We start from the raw sequence: 19,627 nt of genomic DNA, 5'->3' as shown, positions 1-19,627 counted from the left end.
TCACCATGCGCCAGCTCTCTGCCTCGCTCCTTGCCATCTGCGCCACCGTTGCCCATGCGGCAGGCAACCCGACGCTGGGCGATATCGCCTACGGCACCGATCCGGACCAACGCTACGACCTCTACCGGCCGACAACCAGCGACAACGCGCCAGTCATCCTGATGGTCCATGGCGGCGGCTGGCGGTACGGCGACAAGGACATGAGTCGCGTCGTCAACAACAAGGTCGACCGCTGGCTGCCGCGCGGCATCGCCTTCGTTTCGATCAATTACCGCATGCAGCCCAAGGCGCCGCCGCTGGAACAGGCCCGCGACGTGGCGCGGGCGCTGGCCGATGTCCAGCGAAATTCGCAAAAACTGGGCGTCGACCGCAGCAACATCATCCTGATGGGCCATTCGGCCGGCGCCCACCTGATCGCCCTGCTCGGTGCCCGGCCGGAACTGCTGGCCGAGGCTGGTGCCCAGACACCGCGCGGCTTCATTCTGCTCGACAGTGGAGCGCTCGATGTGCCGGCGATCATGAATGCCAAGCACTTCCGCTTGTACGACCGGGCTTTCGGCAACAACCCGGCCGACTGGAGAGCCGCTTCTCCGATTCATCATCTGCAGCAGGCGACGTCACCGATGCTGGCCGTCTGCTCCAGCCGCCGCGATGACGCCTGTCCGCAGGCGCGCGCTTTCGTCGCCCAAGCGCAGCAAGTGGGAACTCAGGCCGAAGTCCTGGCGCTCGACAAAACGCATGGTGAAATCAATAGCGAACTCGGCGAAGCAACGGATTACACCGCCGCCGTCGAACGTTTTGTTGGCCGGCTATCGCCACAGCTGGCCGAACGGCTGCGCTAGCCTGGCGGCGGTCGTCGCACACCGACGACCGCGCTCGGCTCAAATGCCCTGATTCAGGAGCGGCGTTCCTGCGGATTCCACGAAAACAGCGAGCGCACCGCATTATTCAGCCGGGCCATGGCCGGCTCGATGGATACAGCCACGGGCGCCGTGCTTGTCTGCGGGTTCCAGGCGAACAAAGGGCGGAGCGTTTCACCGAGAGCGCGAGCCCCAGCCAGGGCACTGCCTGTCGCCAGCTTGAGCAGCAACGCCAAACGCTCGGCGAACAGACCGTTCAGACGACGAATTTCTGCAGCACGAAGCTCGCGCGCTTGACGTTCAATGGTCGGGATATCGATGGGGGTCATGATTCACTCCTTATTTGTTGCAATGCAACATTGCACAAATCGAAGTCTAATTGCCGTCAATTCGAATAACAATGATGCTTATTGGCAAAACATTTGTGAATTTTCATCCATAATAAAACCATGGATCGCGCCGCCGAGATGACCGCTTTTGTTCGCACCGTGGAAACCGGCGGATTCACCGCTGCGGCACGGGAAATGGGCCTGACCCCGTCGGCGTTGTCCAAACTGGTCACTCGCCTCGAAGACCGTCTCGGCGCCCGCCTGCTCACCCGCACCACCCGCCGTCTGCAGCTGACTGTCGAGGGCGAGGCATTCTTCAACCGGGCCCGGCCGATCCTGACAGCGATGGACGAAGCCGAGGCCGAAGTGGCCGAAGCCGGCACCCATCCGCGCGGCCTGTTGCGCCTGCATTGCGGCTCGGCCTTCGGCATGCACCAGCTGACACCGGCGATCCCGCGCTTTCTCGAAACGCACGGCGACATCGAACTCGAAGTCACCATCAACGATGTCCCGCCCGCCCCGGCCGATGACCATTTCGACCTGACCATCCGGATCGGCGCGCTCGACGACTCCTCCAGCGTAGCGCGCCGCATCTGCAACCTCGAACGCGTCATCTGCGCCGCCCCGAGTTACCTCGAACGCTTCGGCACGCCGCGCACGCCGGACGATCTGCAACAGCACAACTGCCTGTGGATCACCACCCTGCCCGCCTTGCGCCGCTGGCCCTTCGATACAAATGACGGCATCCGGGTCGTCCATATCGGCGGCAACGTCGTCGCCAACAATGCCGAAACGGTGCTGCAACTGGCCGTCGCCGGCGTCGGCATCACCCGCCTGACCGATGTCATCGTCGGCCAGGCCATCCGCCGCGGCGCCCTCGTTCCGATTCTCACCGACTGGCACCACGTCGAACCGGTACCGCTCTTCGTCACCTACCCCAGCGGCCGCCACCTCGCTCCCAAGGTCCGGGCGATGGTGGACTTTCTCGTTGAAGAATTCGGACGCACGCCCTGGCGGGCGTAGGCATCCCGGCTCGTATCCAGCCGCAAGGCGCCAACTGGGGGTCTTTTTCGGGTTCCACGGTCAACCGGAAAAAACACCCAAACTTCAAAAAGGCAGCCAGCACATTGCGTTCCCGGCAACTCCCCCTCTCCGATCCAAATGGACTATTGCACGGAACAACCAAACGCGAAAAAATGCCAACATCAATGTCTATGCATTCTGGCTCAGGCCACCCTACTGTTCCCAAGGATTCCAATGAACTCCATCAAAAAAGCAATCTGCATTGCAGCGATTGCCGCCAGCGCAGGCGCTCAAGCCAGCGGCACTTTCGAAGCAGAGTCCAACGACACGATCGACACAGCACAAAACCTCGGCTCGCTCGTTAGCGGATCTGAAACCAATGTCTTTGGCCTCCGCTTCGACCTCCTTGAAGGCGGTAGCTCTGTCGATTACTACAAGTTCTCGACTGCCAGCACCCTGAGCCTCACCTTTTCAGTCGCCACAAAATTGGGCCCCGCAGGCGGGAACGACCCCATGGTCGGCCTGTTCAGCAGCAGCGGTACGCTGATCGACATGAACGACGACATAGACAGCTTCAACCTTAACTATGACTCGCTTCTGACACGTAGCGTCTCCGCTGGAACCTACTACGTTGCCGTCACTGGCTACAATGAAGATGTGGATAACGACTTTTCCGGCGCCGGCGACAAAAACTGGTCTTACGTTCTCTCCATCTCGGCAGCCCCCGTTCCGGAACCGGAGTCCTATGCCATGTTCCTGGCCGGCCTGGGCGTCATCGGCACGGTTGCTCGACGCCGCAAGGCTGGCTGACCAGCCCAAGTCTGGCACAAACAAAAGCCGGGTACATCCCGGCTTTTGTTTGTGCGGCTTTGACCGAACACTCCGTAACCATCAGGACCAGATACGCGTCGCACCGACCGTCAGCAAACCGAGGTAGGTTGCCGTCAGCGACCCGGCCAGATGCACCGAGGCAAGGCCGATGGCCCAGGCTGGCTGACCGGCCAGCAGGCGCTCGATTACTTCGGCCGAGAAGGTCGAAAACGTGGTCAGGCCACCGAGAAAGCCTGTAATCGCAAACAGCTTCCAGGCCAGCGGAAAATGGGTATTGAGATGAAAGATGCCGACCGCCACCCCGACCAGGTAGCCGCCAATCATGTTGGCCGCCAGAGTGCCGAGCGGCAAGGCGACGAACAACGGATTGAGCGCCAGACCGAGAAACCAGCGCGACCAGGCGCCAAGGGCTGCACCGCAGCCGACAGCCAGAAAGTTGAGCGCGGAAAGGTTGTGCAATGCAGACATACGGTGAATTTTAGCGGTTTATGGGCCCCTACCGTTAAAATGGCGTGATTGAAAACAGAGGTTTTACCGTGAGCAGCCCCAACCAGCCCGCCAGCACCCCGGCCCCCACCGCCAATTTCATCAAGAACATCGTCGAAGCCGACCTAGCCGCGGGCAAACATGCCCAACGCCGCTGGGCCGGGCATCCCGGCACGGCTGCCGATCACGCTGCGGCACCGCTCGATCCGGCCAAACTGCGCACCCGCTTCCCGCCTGAGCCGAACGGCTACCTGCACTTTGGCCACGCCAAATCCATCCTGCTCAATTTCGGCCTCGCCGAGCAATACGGCGGCCGCTGCCACCTGCGTTTCGACGATACCAACCCGGAGAAGGAAGACCAGGAATACGTTGATTCCATCATCGATGCCGTCAAATGGCTCGGCTGCTCGTGGGAGAAGGAAGGCGAAACCAATCTCTATTACGCCTCCAACTACTTCGACTGGATGCTGCAATGCGCCGAAGCGCTGATCAGCGCTGGCCACGCCTATGTCGATAGCCAGAGTGCCGACGAAATGCGCGCCAACCGCGGCACGCTGACCCAGCCCGGCAAGAACTCGCCTTTCCGCGACCGTTCCGTCGCCGAGAACATGGACCTGTTCAAGCGCATGCAGGCCGGCGAATTCGCCGATGGCGCCCACATCCTGCGCGCCAAGATCGACATGGCCGCACCCAACATCAACCTGCGCGACCCGGCCATCTACCGCATCCGCCACGCCACGCACCACAACACCGGCGACAAGTACTGCGTCTATCCGATGTACACCTTCGCCCATCCGATCGAGGATGCGCTGGAAAACATCACCCATTCGATCTGTACGCTGGAATTCGAAGACCAGCGCCCGTTCTACGACTGGCTGCTCGAACGTCTGGCCGAAGCTGGTCTGCTCCAGCGTCCGCTACCGCAGCAAATCGAGTTCTCGCGCCTCAACCTGACTTACGTGGTTTTGAGCAAACGCAAGCTCATCCAGCTTGTCGATGAAAAGCACGTCAGCGGCTGGGACGATCCGCGCATGCCGACCCTCGTTGGCGCCCGTCGTCGTGGCTACTCGGCTGAGGGCTTCCGCCTGTTCATGGAGCGCGTTGGCGTCACCAAGAACGACTCGCTAATCGACTACGTGCTGTTCGAAGATGCCATGCGCGAAGTCATGAACGAGTCCGACCAGCGCCGCATTGCCGTGCTCGACCCGGTCAAGCTGATCATTGACAACTACCCGGCAGGGCAGGTCGAGGAGTGCCACGCACCGAATCACCCGTTGCACCCGGAACTCGGCCAGCGCACCGTGCCTTTCAGCCGCGAATTGTGGATCGAGGGCGAGGATTTCATGGAAGTCCCGAGCAAGGGCTTCCGCCGCCTGTTCCCCGGCAACATGGCGCGCCTCAAGTACGGCTACGTCGTCGAATGCACAGGCTGCGACAAGGATGAAAACGGGAAAATCATCGCGGTCCACTGCAATTATTTGCCCGAAACCAAATCCGGCACACCGGGCGCCGACAGCGTCAAGGTCAAGGGCAATCTGCACTGGGTCTCTGCCGCCCAGTCCTACGCCGCCGAAATCCGCCTCTACGAGCGCCTGTTCAAGGTAGCCGCCCCCGGCGCCCGGCGCGAAGGCGATGCGCCAGACCTCGAGCGGGATTTCCTCGACGACCTGAACACCGACTCCTGCCAGACGATCACCGCCCAGCTCGAAGCCTGCCTGAAGGAGGCCAAGCCGGAGGAGCGCTTCCAGTTCGAGCGCCACGGCTACTTCGTCGCCGACCGCGTCGATTCGAAACCGGGAGCCCCGGTCTTCAACCGGGCCGTCACGCTCAAGGATTCGTGGGGCAAGGCGAGCTAAGGCCATGGCAGGCGGATGGGGGTGCCCGCACGAGGTCAATGATCGTTGCCTCAAGATCAATAACCTGTCGTGCGATCCCGGCATGAAGGGTTGCGAGCTTTACGGGCGCTACCGCTTCGCCGACGAGAGCAAGAACACGCGTTATTGGGAGAAAAAGGAGCGTGCCGACCAGCCGAAGGCCGCCCCCGACCAGCCTGCCAAAGACGGTCAGCCGGACTGAGCCATGCCCCGTGACGTCGAACAACTCGGCCAGGTTTTCACGCCACCCAATGTGGTGGCCTTCATGCTCGACCTGTGCACGAACAACGGGCGGATGCTGGAACCGTCGGCCGGTGACGGCGCCTTCTTTAATGAATTGAAGGCCCGCCAGTCCGATTGCGTCGGTCTCGAAGTCGACCCGCGCGTCGCCCCCGAAGGCGCGCAGGTCTGTGACTTTTTCGCCTACCCGCTCAGCGAGCAGTTCGACAGCATCATCGGCAACCCTCCCTATGTCCGTTTTCAGGATGTCACGGTCAACACGAAAAAACGCCTGAAATCGGAATTGTTCGATGCGCGCAGCAACCTGTTCCTGTTCTTCATCGAAAAGTGCATCCGCCACCTCAAGCCGGGCGGCGAGCTGGTTTTTATCGTGCCGCGCGAATTCATCAAGCTGACTGCCGCCCGCAAGCTCAATCGCTGGCTGTTCGAGCAGGGCAGCATCACCCATTTCTACGAAACCGGCGACGTTCGCGTTTTCGACGCAGCCACTCCCAATTGCGCCATCTTCCGCTTCGAAAAAGGCCGCAAGGATCGCCGCATGGCGGATGGCCGGCGCTTTGTCGAGGCCGATGGCCAGCTCATGTTCCTGCGCGACGACCACAGCGTGCGTTTTGCCGACGTGTTTTCGGTCAAGGTCGGCGCCGTCTCCGGGGCGGACCACATCTACACGCACACCAAGGGCAACATGGAATTCGTCTTCTCGAAAACCGTGGAAACCGGCGAAACACGCCGCATGCTCTACGGCATCAAGCATCCGCATCTCGACAAGCACAAGGATGAACTGCTCGCCCGCCGCGTCAAAACCTTCGACGAGCGCAACTGGTGGCAATGGGGCCGCGCCTTCCCGGTCAGCGAGCTGCCGCGCATCTACGTCAATGGCCGGACGCGCAAGCCGGAACCTTTCTTCCTGCACGACTGCCACAGCTTCGACGGCGCCATCCTCGCCCTGTTCCCCAGGAACACGCGCATCGCCCGCCGCGACCTGATCGAATGCACGATGATGCTCAACAAGGAAGTCGACTGGCAGCAACTCGGCTTCGTCTGCGACGGCCGCTTCCTGTTCACCCAGCGCAGCCTGCAGAATTGCCTGCTACCGGAAAAATTCTCCCGTTATTTACCGTCTGATAAGCACAAGGACGTCGCATGACCTTCATCAAGCAACTGGCCGCCGCCTGGCAAAAAAACAACTCGCTGCTCTGCGTCGGCCTCGACCCCGATCCGGCCAAGTTCCCGGCCCACCTCAAAGGGCGCGACGACGCCATCTTCGAATTCTGCGCCGCCATCGTCGACGCCACGGCCGACCTCATCTGCTCCTTCAAGCCGCAGATCGCCTACTTCGCCGCCCGCCGGGCCGAAGACCAGCTCGAAGCACTGATCGCCCACATCCACGAGAAACATCCCGGCATCCCGGTCATTCTCGACTCCAAGCGCGGCGACATCGGCTCGACCGCCGAGCAATACGCCGTCGAAGCCTTCGAGCGCTACAAGGCCGACGCCGTCACGGTCAATCCCTACATGGGCCGCGATTCGGTCGATCCCTACCTGGCCTACCCGGACAAGGGCGTCATCCTGCTCTGCCGCACCTCCAACCCAGGCGGTTCCGACCTGCAATTTCTCGATGTCGGTGGTGAAAAACTCTACGAACGCGTCGCCCGCCTGGCCTCGCACGAGTGGAACACCTCCGGCCAGGTCAGCCTCGTCGTCGGCGCCACCTTCCCGGCCGAAATCGCCCGCGTCCGCGCCATCGTCGGCGACGTGCCGCTGCTCGTCCCCGGCATCGGCGCCCAGGGCGGCGACATCGAAGCCACCGTCAAGGCTGGCCGCACGGCCAATGGCACCGGCTTGATGATCAATTCGTCGCGCGCCATTCTCTACGCCGGCAAGGACGAACAGTTCGCCGCAACCGCCCGCCAGGTGGCGCTCGAAACTCGCAACGCCATCAATCAATACCGTTAAGGAATAACCGCCATGCGCATGGACGACCAACGCGAAAGCGACAACCTCGAAGACCGCCGCGGCAGCGGCATGGGCGGCGGTGGTGGCCTGCGTCTGGGTGGTGGCCGCATGGGTCTAGGCACCATCGCCATCGCCCTGGTCGCCAGCTATTTTCTTGGCGTCAATCCGCTGACCGTGCTCAACATGTTGAGCGGCGGCGGCCTGCCGGCCATCGAACAAAGCGCCCCGGCCGCGCATCGCCCGCCGGCCGACGACCAGATGGCCAAATTCGTCTCCAAGGTGCTGGCCTCGACCGAAGACACCTGGAACGAGGTCTTCCGCGCCAACGGCCGTCAGTATCAGGAACCCAAGCTCGTGCTGTTCACCGGCGCCACGCCGACCGCCTGCGGCACCGGCCAGTCGGCCATGGGCCCGTTCTACTGCCCGGGCGACCAGAAGGTTTACATCGATCTCGCCTTCTACCGTGACCTCAAGGATCGCTTCAAGGCCCCCGGCGAATTCGCCCAGGCCTACGTCATCGCCCACGAAGTCGGCCATCACGTACAACACCTGCTCGGCATTGCCGACAAGGTACACCAGACCAAGCAGCGCGTCAGTGAGCGCGAGGGCAATGCCCTCTCCGTGCGCATGGAACTGCAGGCCGACTGCCTGGCCGGCGTCTGGGGCAAGCGTACCGACACCATGAAAAACGTGCTCGAACCGGGTGATCTCGAAGCGGCGCTGACCGCCGCTTCAGCCATCGGCGACGACCGTTTGCAGCAGCAATCGCAGGGCCGCATTGTGCCGGAAAGTTTCACGCACGGCAGTTCCGAGCAGCGCGTCCGCTGGTTCCGGAAAGGCTTTGAAACCGGCGACATGAACCAGTGCAACACTTTCAAAACCGACCGCCTGTAAGCCGGGCTTCCGCTTGACCGAGACGACTCCCGCCCAAAAAGCGGCGCCACGCTGGCGTCGTTGGGCGCTTGAAGCGCTCATTTTCGTCGTCCTGTTTGCCACCTTCCAGGCCTGGCAGATGCGCAACACCCCGCACGGCCCGGCGCCGCAGTTTGTCGGACAGCAGATCGATGGCCAACCTTTTGATCTGACGATCTGGCGCCAGCAGCATCCCGGCAAAGCGCTCTTGATCTACTTCTGGGCCGACTGGTGTGGCGTCTGCAAAGCCAACGCAGGCACCATCAGCAGCATCAATGCTGACTGGCCGCTTGTCACCATCGCCATGCAGTCCGGCACCGCAGAAAAAGTCGCCGAAACCGTGCGCCAGCGCGAATACCCCTGGCCGACCATCGCCGATCCCGAATCCGAAATTTTCCGGCAATACGGCTTTCAGGGCGTCCCCGCTTTCGTCATCGTCGGCCCCGACGGCAACATCAGCAGCACCGCAATGGGCTACACCAGCGAAATCGGGCTGCGCCTGCGTTTGTGGTGGGCCAGCCAGAGCAACACATGAAAATTACCTGCTTTGCCCTCGCCCTGCTGTTGAGCTATGCCGCCAGCGCTATCGCCCTGCCCAAACATTCGCCGGTCCCGGGCGGTGTCGCCGTCATCGATCTCGGCCCGACCAGCCTGACGACCCCGACCGCCCGCTGGGGCGAACAGCCGATCGCCGTCGTCCGCGACAACGGGCGCTGGTTCGCCCTGCTCGGCATCCCGCTCGACACCCTGCCCGGCGATTTCGAAATTAGCGTTTTTTTCGGGTTGACCGTAGCAACCAGGCAAATCAGCGTTCAGATCAGGAATTACCCGGAACAACGCCTGACCATCAAGGACAAGCGCAAGGTCGAGCCCAACCCGGACGATCTGGCCAGAATCGAGCGCGAACAAAAAATCACCGAGGCCATCAAGCGCCACTTTTCCGGCATGCCACCCGCCACCGATTTCGCCCTGCCGGCCAAGGGCCCGCTCTCATCACGCTTCGGCCTGCGCCGCGTCTTCAACGGCCTGCCGCGCAACCCGCACGCCGGCCTAGATGTCGCCGTCGGCACCGGCGCACCGGTCACCGCCCCGGCTGACGGCGTCGTCGCCAATGTCGGCGACTACTTTTTCAACGGCAATACCGTTTTCATCGACCACGGCCAGGGACTCATCACGGCCTACATGCACCTTTCGCGCACCGATGTACGCGCCGGCCAGGCAGTAAAAAAAGGCGAAACCATCGGCGCGGCCGGCGCCACCGGCCGGGTCACCGGCCCCCACCTGCACTGGGCCGTGATCCTCAACAACACCCCGGTCAATCCGGAACTATTCCTCACCCGGCCGTAAACGCAAACAGGCGGCCGAAACCGCCTGCGCACTGGCCAGAACCACTTAAATCTTGGGCTTGGCCGGGGTACTCATCTGTTTTTCATCTTTCGCCTTGTCACCACACGCCAGTACAGAAACGCTGGTGAGCGCGAACACGGTAGCCAGCAGAGCGGAAATCAGTTTGGTCATCATGGGTTCCTTTCAAAAAGTTGCAGATGTTTGATCAATTTGGCCAGACATGGTTCATTACACAACGTGCAAGAACAGATCATTCACCTCCACACTGCCGCCCCGGCCAAACCGCCTGAAGGCCAGGCCTGCAATGGCTGCGGCGTATGCTGCGCGCTGGAAACCTGCCCGGCCGCCCGCCTGCGCTTTCTGCAAATGAAGGGGCCGTGCCCGGCACTACAGTGGTCAGATGCAGAACAACGCTATCACTGCGGCCTGCTCTTCAATCCGCGAACTTATCTCGGCCTGCTACCCGCAAGCGCCGAACCCGTCGTCCAACGACTGCTCGCCCGCTGGATCGCGGCCGGCAAAGGCTGTGACTGCAGCGCCGACGTTCAGCCCTGAACTGCTGCGGTCAACGCCATTTCCACGCGATATTTCGGATTGGAAAGCCTGGCCTGCACGCAGGCACGGGTCGGCGCGTGGCCTTCCGGCAGCCAGGCGTCCCACACCATATTCATCGCATCGTAATCGGCCATGTCGGCCAGATAGATCGTGACCATCAACAAATGCGACTTGTCGCTGCCGGCCTGAGCAAGCAGCCGTTCCACACTGGCCAGGAGGTTTTCGGTCTGCGCCGTAACGTCGGCATCGAGGTTGGACGGGACCTCGACGAGATAAACGGTACCCGCATGAACAACGCTGTCGGAATAGCGGCGAGTCGTGCCGTGGCGTTGAATCGACATTTTCAATCCCTGAAAAAGTGAAGCCCATGCTGTTCAGGCACGGGCTTCGTTTACTGCGACCCCGGCTCTTTTGGCTGGGGCATTCGGCTATTCGCCGTTACGGAGTACTACACGGTAATCTCAAGAAAACTTCTATTGAAACCTGCCATAGAATCTCCAGCAGCGTAGCGGGTACTACCACTTCATGCCGGGCTTGCTACAAACCACAACACGAACCCAGCTTATCACTCCCCGGAAAAAAAGCTAGCGAGTTAACGCCTGAAAATCACATTTCCGCCGGGAGGCACTTTCGACAAAGGGACGTAACCGACCGCGCCAGGCGTCACCAGAACATAAGCGACAACAGCGTCGACATCCGGCAACACCAACGGCGGCGCACCTTTGCCGACATATCGGCGCACCAGCCAATAACCGGTGTACTGCTCTTCACTCTGCCCCATGATCGTAGCCAAAAATCTTTCGCGCAATGGGTGTCCGGCCGGGTAATTGACCGGGGTTGCCAGCTGCTCGCCAATCGACACCACTCGCCCGGTATACAAACGTTGGAGAATCGATGGTTCTGTTTTCGGGACCCCACCATAGCCGATGAAGACGAGCGCCTCCTCAGCCAATCCTATTGTTGGCAAGCACGCGATCAAGAGGAGAAAAAGAATACGGCGCATCAAGCCGCTCAAAAGGTGAAATTGTAGGAAAGCGAAAAGACGTTGATAGTCTGGTGTGAGCTATTGCCGCCCGAAGGTGCATCGACCAGGGTGGATGCGACACCAGTGTTCGCCTGAGACCATTCAGCCTTGAGCAGGGCGCTCGGCGTTAGCCGATAGGTTGTTCCGAGAGCCACCGTCGACTGATCGTAAGGGATGATGATGTCGGCAAAAAATTTCTGGGACGCCACGTAGGGAGCCGGCACAACATTGCCGTTAATCGCCTGATACTTGGCAAGCGCCGAATCTGACGACTTGGCTTTGGCGAAATAGACGTAGGGAGTCCAGGAACCGAACCGCTTGGACAGCGAGAGGTAGGCCCCCCAGCGATTCAGCCCCTCGCTCGAACTGTCGATCTTGATCCGGGCGTACTCGCCACTCAACTTGATATCTGCCGGCAAAAGGATGCTGGCTCCGACGGTAAACAACGGAATGATGACTTTTTCGTCGCCACCGGTTCCAAACCGATAAACACCGCCTACATTGACGATCGGCATCCCGATCTTCGTACCGTCCCTCGATGCCTCCACACGATGGGCTCCAATACGAAAAGTATTGTCCAGACTCCGCGCCATCAGGACAAAGCCAGTACTTTTTATATTATAAGTGTAGAACCAGCTTCCGGGCGATGGCTGTTCAGGCGTCATTTCTCGCCCGTAATATCGCCAATTAGTCTCAACCTTGCCGGCATATACCTCAGCAATCCAGTCCATGCTCTCGCCAAACCAGGTCTTGCTGACCCCCAACCCGACAAGGTCGGTCAGCGGCGAAATCGAGTACACCTCCTGCGGCAGGCGAGCAAAATCAAAAGTGGCTCCAACGTCATTATTTTCTGTGTTGAGCATCAATGGCAGGCGAATCTTGCCAGCTCGAATCAGCCAGTCATCGCTCGGACGCCATGAGACGAAAGCCCAAGCCAGCGAAGCCTGCCAGTCACTGTCGCTGTGGTCGGAAGGGCCCAGCTTTGCCTGAATCGTTGCGCTCCACTGAGGCGACAATCGGGCGTCGAGCTGGCCACCAAGAATAGTGTCTCGCTTGAACGTTCCGTGATTATCGATAAAGCGCTGATATTTGTAGGGCTTATCGGAAACCGCCCACCCAACGGTACCAAAGCCGGACCAAGTGAAATCCACCGCCTGCGCAGGCAAGGCCAGCGCAGCCAGAATGGGAGCAACCCCAATAATCGGAAGTTTTAGAGGCATATCAATAATTCTTGTTGTCTCGGCCAATTTACTCGTCGGCCAGTTTAATGGCGATTTCGGCGAAAGCGCCTTCCAGTACCATAAATGCGTCGATCAGCAGTGGATCAAAATGCTTGGCGCGGCCCTCTCGCAGGACATCAACCGCTTCGGCATGGTCAAAAGCACGTTTATAGGGACGGCGGGAGCGCAGCGCATCATAGACATCGGCTACCGCCATCAGTCTGGCCGGTAGCGGAATGGCTTCGCCAATCAACTGGTCAGGGTAGCCGCAACCGTCCCAGCGCTCATGGTGGCTGCGGGCGATCTGGGCGGCGTACAGCAACATCAGGTTCTCTTCGCCAAGTTCACGCAACGAGCGTAGCAACATTCCCTCGCCTTTGACCGAATGGGTCTTCATGATCTCGAACTCCTCTGGCGTATGCCTACCCGGCTTGAGAAGGATATGGTCAGGAATTGCGATCTTGCCAATATCGTGCAGCGGCGCCGCTTTGGCGATCTGGTCGATATGCTCAGCGGTCAGGAATTCGCGATCGCGCTCCTGCTTGCTCAGGTATTCGGCCAATAAGCGAACGTAATCCTGGGTTCGACGAATATGGTTGCCAGTACATTCGTCGCGGAACTCAGCCAGCGAAACCATGACGCGAATCGAAGCCTCCTGGAGACGCAGGACTTCATTGACACGTCGCTCCACTTCGCTTTGCAACCAGGCGCTTTTGTCTTCAAGGAAGGTTTGCCAGGTCCGTATTTGCAGATGGGTCCGCACTCGCGCCAGCACAACTGATGGCGCAATCGGCTTGCGGATGAAGTCGACCGCCCCCATGGCCAGGCCGTATTCCTCGTCGTCCGCCCCGGCCTTGGCGGTCAGAAAAATAACCGGAACCCCTGCCGTCACAGGGTCAGCTTTCAGGCGCTTGCAGACTTCATATCCGTCCATATCCGGCATCATGATGTCGAGAAGGATCAGATCCGGTCGCGCACTTGCCGCCAGCTCCAACCCCTTAGCCCCGCCGTTGGCCAGCTTGACCCGGTAGTGGGTACGCAGCAACTGGTTGAGCAGGCTGAGATTGGCCGGCGTGTCGTCAATCACCAGTATGGTTGCACTATTCCTCATCACTGCCCGCCCCCGCCATGATTGGTGCTGCCGAGAATGAGCAGCGCCTCATCGAAATCCCATTGCCCGATAGCGTGGTCAATGGCTGCCACCTGCCGCGGCGAGTACAGTCCGACCAAACGCCCCTTGTTCATGCGCCAAACCTCTTCGGCCTCGCCATCGCCTTCGCCGAGTTGTTCGCGCAACAAGGCCAGCACGACTTCAATCGGTCGTTCGTCGGCAGCGGCTGCCGAATCCGACGAAGTGGCTGGCATACGCTCAATCCCGGCCAACAAGGGCTGCAACTGCGCATCGACTTCGGCTATTTCCCCGAATGGCTCGACAACGCCCCCCTTGATGACATTTTCAAGATCATACAGCGCCGACTGTAAACGGCCCATGGCGAAAGTACCGGCCAGCCCCTTGAGCGAATGGACCTGACGTTGCGCAGCCTCAAGATCACCACTCGCCAGCATCGCATCGAGCCTGTCGGACCAACCATGGCAATCTTCAGCAAAGCGACGCAGGGTTCGGGCCAAAAATGGCAACCGGCCCTCAAAGCGGCGCAGAAGCACCGCCGATTCAATTTGTGGAACAGCCGCCAGGGCGGCGACAAAGTCCCGATCGGTACCACCCGCTTCAGCGGGAGGCAGGACATGGCCGATCAATCCCCGCCAATAGGGCTGCACCATGGCCAATAGCTCCTCCGGCTCGAAGGGTTTGGCAATGTAGCCATTGACCCCTTTGGCCAATCCGTCTTTCATGCCTTGCCCGGCAACGTGGGCGGTCATCGCGATAATTGGCAGATCCTGGAAACGCTCTTCCTCGCGCAGGCGACGGGTTGCCTCCCGACCATCCATGACAGGCATTTCGAGGTCCATCAAGACTACCGCGTAGTGCTCCGCCCCCTCCGCTGACAACAAGTCAAGCGCGATCCGTCCATTGGCCGCGACATCGACGCTCGCCCCCCAGCCCCGGAGAATTTCCCCGGCCACCTGCTGATTCAGTTCGTTATCCTCAACCAACAGTATCGACATTCCCTGCAAACATCCCGGATGAGGGATCAGATGCTCCACCCTGGCCACCGGCTCCATCTTCACTCCAGAGCCACAGACACGGCGCAGAACATTTGGCAACAGCGGCTTCTGGACCACATCAGAGACACCCGTATGATCAACCTCCTGGCGCAACAGCGAAGCATCCGCCACCGATACCACGAGAGTCCGGACCGGCAGCGAAATACCTCTCGAGTGAAGTGCTTCTATCAGCTCGGCACCAGACATGTCGGGCATCAGCCAGTCGAGCAACAGCAAGTCGTAAGCTGCTCCATCATTTCCAGCCCTCGTCAGCCGCGCCAAGGCATCCAGCCCGCCAGGCGACTGATCGACCCTGGCGCAGCCCATCGCCAACAACATGGCGGCCATGCTTTCCCGGGCCGGCGCGTAGTCGTCAACGACCAGCGCCCGCTGGCATTCGATCGGCGGCTCCGCATCGCTGCCAGCCTCAACCAAAGGCTCCAGTGGCAACTGCATGGCAAAATGAAACACTGAGCCACGGTCAAGCTGACTTTCAACCCTGATTTCGCTGCCCATTGCAGCCAGCAGCCGTTTGGAAATAGCCAGCCCCAAGCCCGAACCGCCGTAGCGCCTGGTCGTCGAACCATCGGCCTGGGAAAACTCCTGGAAAAGACGACCGATCTGCTCCGCCGTCATCCCGATACCCGTGTCTTCGACGCGGCAGACAATGGTCGATGTCAATTTGTCGCTCGACCGCTCGCTGACCACGAGGCGAACATGACCGGTTTCAGTGAATTTGACTGCATTCGACAACAGGTTGATCAATACCTGCCCAAGCCGCAACGGGTCCCCCACCAGGTGATGAAGATTCGGAGTTGGCTGAAAATCGAGGAGCAGCTCGATATGCTTCCCCTCGGCCCGTTGCTGCACCATGAACAGGGCATTCTGGACAACCAGTTCGAGATCGAAGGGAACTGCCTCCAGCGCCACCTTGCCGGCCTCGATTTTTGAGAAGTCGAGAACGTCATTCAATATTCCGAGCAACGAACGGGCCGCAGTATGAATTTTGGACACATAGTCGTGTTGCCGGGGCGGCAATCCGGACTTGAGGGCCAGATAGGCCATGCCGAGAATCGCGTTCATCGGCGTCCGGATTTCGTGACTCATGTTGGCCAGAAAAATTGATTTCGCTTCGGCCGCCACTTCGGCCCGCGCCCGCGCCTGGCGCAAGGAACGCTGGACCAGTTCGCGCTGTGCGATATCGGCCTCGATGGCCGCTGCCATGCTGTCAATCGTCACGGCCAAGGCCTGAACCTCCTCGACCCCCTTCAGATCGCCGACCCGCTCACTGAATGATTTTTCAGCCAATGCCGTTGCCGTCCGATGCAAGGCCGTCAGCGGCGCCAGCAGATGCTTTTTCAGGTAGTTGTAGCTGATCACCATCACGACGCCGGCAGCAAGCAGGAGGAGCAGCGCTGCGACAATCCAGCGCAACAGGTGCTCGCCGGCCCGCGCCAGATTTTTGGTCGTGCGCTCGTCTACCTGGCCGGTAAGTTCATCGACTGCGATGGCCAGTTCGGCCCGAAGTTTCAAATAGCGCGCCTCATGCAGCAAGGCATTGGCGAAGTCCCGCTGTGGTTCGGCCTCCGAGACAAATTCGCGTTTTACCGGATCATACAAACCCTGCGTCGCGGCAAAAGCGATCTGTTCGACCTGCTTCATCTGATCTGAAATCTGGAAAATCCGGCGGAGGACAGACACCTCGCCCGCGTCGAAACCGAGCATGCTGGTCCTTTCGGCGAGAGCAACCCCGGGACCGGGAGGAGGTGTCGTGTAAGCGAGCGTTCCACCGATGACCTGTTCCCAGAAGGTTTCCGGCACCGAGTCCGGCGCCCGCTTCGTGCCTTCACGGATCGCCAGGATGTCGTAGTAATAAATGAGGTAGCGCGGGTTGGCCGTACTGACGTAAGAACTGACCAGACGGCTGAGCAAATCAACCTCATGGCGGACCGAGCCCATGAGCGCCATGGAGTCCTGGCGATGCCTTGCCGCCACTTGCGAATCTTCGTACGCCGACAGGGCGCCCAGCGTGGCGCCGGCAATCAGGACGAGCACCCCGGCAAGCGCGATCAATACGCTGAAAAAGGCTTTCCGCAGATTCATTTAACCAAAAGCACCACGACACCCCTTCGCAATATCGAAGCAAGGGCAACGGCGACCAACCCTTGAACGCAGGCCCCGCCAACATTTTGTCCCTTTTGCATCATATTCCAGTTTGCATATATTTGGGCACTCCGATTCCTTTGTCTGCATCCATCGATTGGACAAACCCCGGCTATCGTTCAGAATAGCCATATTCCCCCCACCCCTAAGGTCCATGGACAATCTGATCAAGGACACCGCAACGCTGGAGCTCTTCTGCTGGCTTGAGCCAGGGTCGGAGCTGCCGGGCTGGGACATTTTAAAGGGCAGCCCCTTCGGCGGCACACTGGCCTCCCCCGAAGGCGGTGCGCCGACGCCTGGCGACCAGTTGCTGTCGGTGCAGAACTACTTTGCCGAATACCACCTGGAGTATTACCGGCAACGTCGCTACAACCATTTTCCAAGCCGCCTGCATGCCCTGCTCCAGTTCGCCACGCGGACCGATGCGACGACCTTCCGCCTCAAGCACCCGCAAAAGGTCTTCGGCAAGAACCTCGCCTGTTCGCGGACCAAGGGGGCTTATATTTGCTCCTTCCACGACGCCAGCTGGCTCGACTACCTGCGCCTGCCGCACAGCCTGTCGCTCAGCGCGCTCGACGAAGTGGCCGATCATTACTGGTCGGGCCGCACGGTCGAAGAAATCGGCCTGACTTTCATGAATGAGCCTTGGCAGGAGCCGCCGGTCATCGAGGCGCTCTACCAGGGCGCGCTTGAGCCGGTCTGGGGCCATGAACAATCCGGGTGGTTACCCGGCTTTCGCTAGGAAATTAGCATGCGTCGCGTTGCCATCATCCTTGCCGTCATCGTCATCATCGGCCTTGGCCTGTTCTTTTTCACCCGTCCCAAGCCGATCCCCGTCATCCTCACGGAAGTGGCCGTCGGCAAGGTCGAGGCGACGCTGGCCAACACCCGGGCTGGCACCGTCGAGGCCTGCCAGCGCACCAAGCTGTCCACCATCATCGGTGGCCGCATCGAATACCTCGGCGTCAAGGAAGGCGACAAGGTCAAGAAAGGCCAGTTGCTGCTCAAGCTGTGGAACGACGACCAACAGGCCAATGCGGCGCTGGCCCAGGCGCAGATCACCTTGAGCGCCAAACGCGGCGAGGAAGCCTGCATTGCTGCGGTCAACGCCGAAAAAGAGGCAAAAAGACAATCCGAGCTGCGCGCCAAAGGCTTCGTCTCGACGAGCAAGGAAGAAGCGGCGCGCACCGAAGCCGAAGTCCGCCGCGCCGCCTGCACCACAGCCAAGGCTGACGTTGCCCAGGCCGAAGCCAAGTTCAGGGCAACCCGCGTCGAGCAGGGCCGTGTCGCGCTCTATGCACCGTTCGACGGCATTGTCGCGAAGATCGTCGGCGAACTCGGCGAATACTCGACGCCGTCGCCGCCGGGCGTACCGACGCCGCCGGCCATCGACCTGATCGACGACTCCTGCCTCTACGTCAAGGCGCCGATGGACGAGGTCGACGCGCCGAAGATTCAGGTCGGCCAGCCGGTGCGCATCACGCTCGATGCACTGCCCGGCAAAATGCTACCCGGCAAGGTGCGGCGCGTCGCCCCCTACGTGTCGGCCGTCGAAAAGCAGGCGCGTACCGTCGACATCGAAGTCGATTTCGAAAAGCCTGCCGAGGCCGGCAAGCTGCTCGTCGGCTACAGTGCCGACGTCGAAATCATCCTCTCCGGCCGCGACAATGTCCTGCGCATCCCGACCGCCGCCATTCAGGAAGGCGGCAAGGTGCTGCTCTTCAACGCCGACAGCGGCAAGCTCGAAGAGCGCCTGATCAAAGCCGGGCTGTCCAACTGGGAATACACCGAGGTGCTGGAAGGCCTGAGCGCTGGCGAGCGCATCGTCACTTCGCTCGACAAGGAAGGCGTCAAGGCGGGCGCCAAGGTCACGCCCGACGAAAAAGCCAAGGCGAAGTAGGCGCATGGCGCTGATCGAACTCTCCGGCATCGAACGTCGCTTCCTGCTCGGCGACACCACGGTTCACGCCCTGGCCGGGCTGAATCTGCAGATCAATGCGGGCGAATATGTGGCCGTGATGGGGCCTTCCGGTTCCGGCAAATCGACGCTGCTCAATCTGCTCGGCCTGCTCGACCGCCCCAACGAAGGCACCTACAAGCTCGAAGGCCGCGACGTGACGACGCTGTCACCCGACGAGCAGGCCACCGTGCGCAGCACGCGCATCGGCTTCGTCTTCCAGAGTTTCCACCTCGTGCCGCGCCTGACGGCGGCCGAAAACATCGCGCTGCCGATGACGCTGGCCGGCATTCCGCTGGCCGAGCGCAACAAGCGTGTTGCCCAGGCGCTCAAGGATTTCGGCCTCGACCAACGTGCCGACCACAAGCCCGACCAGCTTTCCGGCGGCCAGCGCCAGCGCGTCGCCATCGCCCGCGCCACCATCATGCAGCCGGCGCTGATTCTCGCCGACGAGCCCACTGGCAACCTCGACCGCCATACCGGCGACGAGGTGGTCAATCTGCTCGAAGCGCTCAATGCCACGGGCGTCACGCTGATCGTCGTCACCCACGACCAGGGCATGGGCGCTCGTGCCCGGCGCCAGCTGGTCATGGAGGACGGCCGGTTGAAGTCGGATTCGCGGCAGACGCCCATTTCAAATTTGGCAGAAATTTCCGGTTGACCGTGGGAATGAGCGCCAAGACA

Annotated in this window: 22 protein-coding genes; 14 read left to right on the top strand and 8 right to left on the bottom strand. The window is 60.7% G+C overall.

Translation table 11 applies throughout. The features are described 5' to 3' along the window. The first annotated feature begins 5 nt into the window (after window positions 1-5). Window positions 6-842, top strand: coding sequence for an alpha/beta hydrolase (locus AC07TV_RS04290; protein WP_494647166.1), 837 nt, complete (start codon window positions 6-8; stop codon window positions 840-842). Between the two features lie 53 nt (window positions 843-895). On the opposite strand, the gene AC07TV_RS04285 is transcribed toward AC07TV_RS04290, so the two are convergent. Next, window positions 896-1,189, bottom strand: a complete 294-nt coding sequence (locus tag AC07TV_RS04285) for a hypothetical protein (RefSeq protein ID WP_494647165.1) — start codon at window positions 1,187-1,189, stop codon at window positions 896-898. A gap of 120 nt (window positions 1,190-1,309) precedes the next feature. Between AC07TV_RS04285 and AC07TV_RS04280 the strand changes: the two genes are divergently transcribed. Together AC07TV_RS04280 and AC07TV_RS04275 are read left to right on the top strand one after the other, a co-directional pair. Beyond that, complete coding sequence (locus AC07TV_RS04280; RefSeq protein WP_494647164.1) at window positions 1,310-2,212, top strand: LysR family transcriptional regulator; 903 nt, start codon at window positions 1,310-1,312, stop codon at window positions 2,210-2,212. A gap of 234 nt (window positions 2,213-2,446) precedes the next feature. Next, window positions 2,447-3,022 (top strand): FxDxF family PEP-CTERM protein, encoded by a 576-nt coding sequence (locus AC07TV_RS04275; RefSeq protein WP_494647163.1) that lies wholly within the window; start codon window positions 2,447-2,449, stop codon window positions 3,020-3,022. Window positions 3,023-3,103: 81 nt separating this feature from the next. Here AC07TV_RS04275 and crcB read toward each other — a convergent pair whose 3' ends face one another. Next, window positions 3,104-3,511, bottom strand: a complete 408-nt coding sequence (gene crcB, locus AC07TV_RS04270; RefSeq protein WP_494647162.1) for a fluoride efflux transporter CrcB — start codon at window positions 3,509-3,511, stop codon at window positions 3,104-3,106. A gap of 68 nt (window positions 3,512-3,579) precedes the next feature. Between crcB and AC07TV_RS04265 the strand changes: the two genes are divergently transcribed. The 7 genes from AC07TV_RS04265 to AC07TV_RS04235 are packed head-to-tail and all read left to right on the top strand — an operon-like array spanning window position 3,580 to window position 9,858. Continuing rightward, window positions 3,580-5,385, top strand: coding sequence for a glutamine--tRNA ligase/YqeY domain fusion protein (locus AC07TV_RS04265; protein ID WP_494647161.1), 1,806 nt, complete (start codon window positions 3,580-3,582; stop codon window positions 5,383-5,385). A 4-nt stretch (window positions 5,386-5,389) separates the two neighbouring features. Beyond that, the gene (locus AC07TV_RS04260; protein ID WP_494647160.1) at window positions 5,390-5,605 is read left to right on the top strand and encodes a hypothetical protein; all 216 of its coding nucleotides are present in this window, start codon (window positions 5,390-5,392) and stop codon (window positions 5,603-5,605) included. A 3-nt stretch (window positions 5,606-5,608) separates the two neighbouring features. Further along, on the top strand, window positions 5,609-6,790 hold the full coding sequence (locus tag AC07TV_RS04255; protein ID WP_494647159.1) for an Eco57I restriction-modification methylase domain-containing protein: 1,182 nt from the start codon (window positions 5,609-5,611) through the stop codon (window positions 6,788-6,790). After that, window positions 6,787-7,599 (top strand): orotidine-5'-phosphate decarboxylase, encoded by an 813-nt coding sequence (pyrF, locus tag AC07TV_RS04250; RefSeq protein WP_494647158.1) that lies wholly within the window; start codon window positions 6,787-6,789, stop codon window positions 7,597-7,599. The genes AC07TV_RS04255 and pyrF overlap by 4 nt, the downstream gene beginning before the upstream one ends. 12 nt (window positions 7,600-7,611) lie before the next feature. After that, window positions 7,612-8,493 (top strand): KPN_02809 family neutral zinc metallopeptidase, encoded by an 882-nt coding sequence (ypfJ, locus tag AC07TV_RS04245; protein WP_494647157.1) that lies wholly within the window; start codon window positions 7,612-7,614, stop codon window positions 8,491-8,493. A gap of 13 nt (window positions 8,494-8,506) precedes the next feature. Next, a complete protein-coding gene (locus AC07TV_RS04240; protein ID WP_494647156.1) occupies window positions 8,507-9,046 on the top strand; it encodes a protein disulfide oxidoreductase in 540 nt (179 codons plus the stop codon). Further along, a complete protein-coding gene (locus AC07TV_RS04235; RefSeq protein WP_494647155.1) occupies window positions 9,043-9,858 on the top strand; it encodes a peptidoglycan DD-metalloendopeptidase family protein in 816 nt (271 codons plus the stop codon). The genes AC07TV_RS04240 and AC07TV_RS04235 overlap by 4 nt, the downstream gene beginning before the upstream one ends. Before the next feature lie 45 nt (window positions 9,859-9,903). Here the strand turns inward: AC07TV_RS04235 and AC07TV_RS04230 are convergent, their stop codons facing one another. Then, window positions 9,904-10,032: a hypothetical protein gene (locus AC07TV_RS04230; protein WP_494647154.1), complete on the bottom strand. Its 129-nt coding sequence runs from the start codon at window positions 10,030-10,032 to the stop codon at window positions 9,904-9,906. A gap of 63 nt (window positions 10,033-10,095) precedes the next feature. Here AC07TV_RS04230 and AC07TV_RS04225 point away from each other — a divergent pair, with 63 nt between their 5' ends. Further along, window positions 10,096-10,413 (top strand): hypothetical protein, encoded by a 318-nt coding sequence (locus AC07TV_RS04225; RefSeq protein WP_494647153.1) that lies wholly within the window; start codon window positions 10,096-10,098, stop codon window positions 10,411-10,413. Here the strand turns inward: AC07TV_RS04225 and AC07TV_RS04220 are convergent. The 5 genes from AC07TV_RS04220 to AC07TV_RS04200 all read right to left on the bottom strand — a co-directional run bounded on the left by AC07TV_RS04220 (window position 10,404) and on the right by AC07TV_RS04200 (window position 16,926). Next, window positions 10,404-10,754 carry a RidA family protein gene (locus AC07TV_RS04220; RefSeq protein WP_494647152.1) on the bottom strand — a complete coding sequence of 117 codons (351 nt, stop codon included), beginning with the start codon at window positions 10,752-10,754 and terminating at the stop codon, window positions 10,404-10,406. The genes AC07TV_RS04225 and AC07TV_RS04220 overlap by 10 nt on opposite strands. A 251-nt stretch (window positions 10,755-11,005) precedes the next feature. Then, on the bottom strand, window positions 11,006-11,416 hold the full coding sequence (locus AC07TV_RS04215; protein WP_494647151.1) for a hypothetical protein: 411 nt from the start codon (window positions 11,414-11,416) through the stop codon (window positions 11,006-11,008). Between the two features lie 8 nt (window positions 11,417-11,424). Further along, window positions 11,425-12,684 carry a hypothetical protein gene (locus tag AC07TV_RS04210; protein ID WP_494647150.1) on the bottom strand — a complete coding sequence of 420 codons (1,260 nt, stop codon included), beginning with the start codon at window positions 12,682-12,684 and terminating at the stop codon, window positions 11,425-11,427. 1 nt (window position 12,685) lies between these two features. Beyond that, window positions 12,686-13,768, bottom strand: a complete 1,083-nt coding sequence (locus tag AC07TV_RS04205; protein WP_494647149.1) for a response regulator — start codon at window positions 13,766-13,768, stop codon at window positions 12,686-12,688. Further along, window positions 13,768-16,926 carry a hybrid sensor histidine kinase/response regulator gene (locus AC07TV_RS04200; RefSeq protein WP_494647148.1) on the bottom strand — a complete coding sequence of 1,053 codons (3,159 nt, stop codon included), beginning with the start codon at window positions 16,924-16,926 and terminating at the stop codon, window positions 13,768-13,770. The genes AC07TV_RS04205 and AC07TV_RS04200 overlap by 1 nt, the downstream gene beginning before the upstream one ends. A 214-nt stretch (window positions 16,927-17,140) precedes the next feature. On the opposite strand from AC07TV_RS04200, the gene AC07TV_RS04195 reads away from it, so the two are divergent. Genes AC07TV_RS04195 through AC07TV_RS04185 form a run of 3 tightly spaced genes read left to right on the top strand, consistent with a single transcriptional unit; the run spans window position 17,141 to window position 19,604 of the window. Beyond that, window positions 17,141-17,728 (top strand): hypothetical protein, encoded by a 588-nt coding sequence (locus AC07TV_RS04195; protein WP_494647147.1) that lies wholly within the window; start codon window positions 17,141-17,143, stop codon window positions 17,726-17,728. A 9-nt stretch (window positions 17,729-17,737) separates the two neighbouring features. Continuing rightward, window positions 17,738-18,886, top strand: a complete 1,149-nt coding sequence (locus AC07TV_RS04190; RefSeq protein ID WP_494647146.1) for an efflux RND transporter periplasmic adaptor subunit — start codon at window positions 17,738-17,740, stop codon at window positions 18,884-18,886. A gap of 4 nt (window positions 18,887-18,890) precedes the next feature. Next, complete coding sequence (locus AC07TV_RS04185; protein WP_494647145.1) at window positions 18,891-19,604, top strand: ABC transporter ATP-binding protein; 714 nt, start codon at window positions 18,891-18,893, stop codon at window positions 19,602-19,604. Window positions 19,605-19,627: the final 23 nt, after the last annotated feature.

The sequence above is a fragment of the Azonexus sp. GW821-FHT04F04 genome (genome assembly GCF_059420025.1).
Note: the sequence above shows the minus strand (reverse complement) of the source record. Positions and strands in the feature narration are given on the sequence as shown.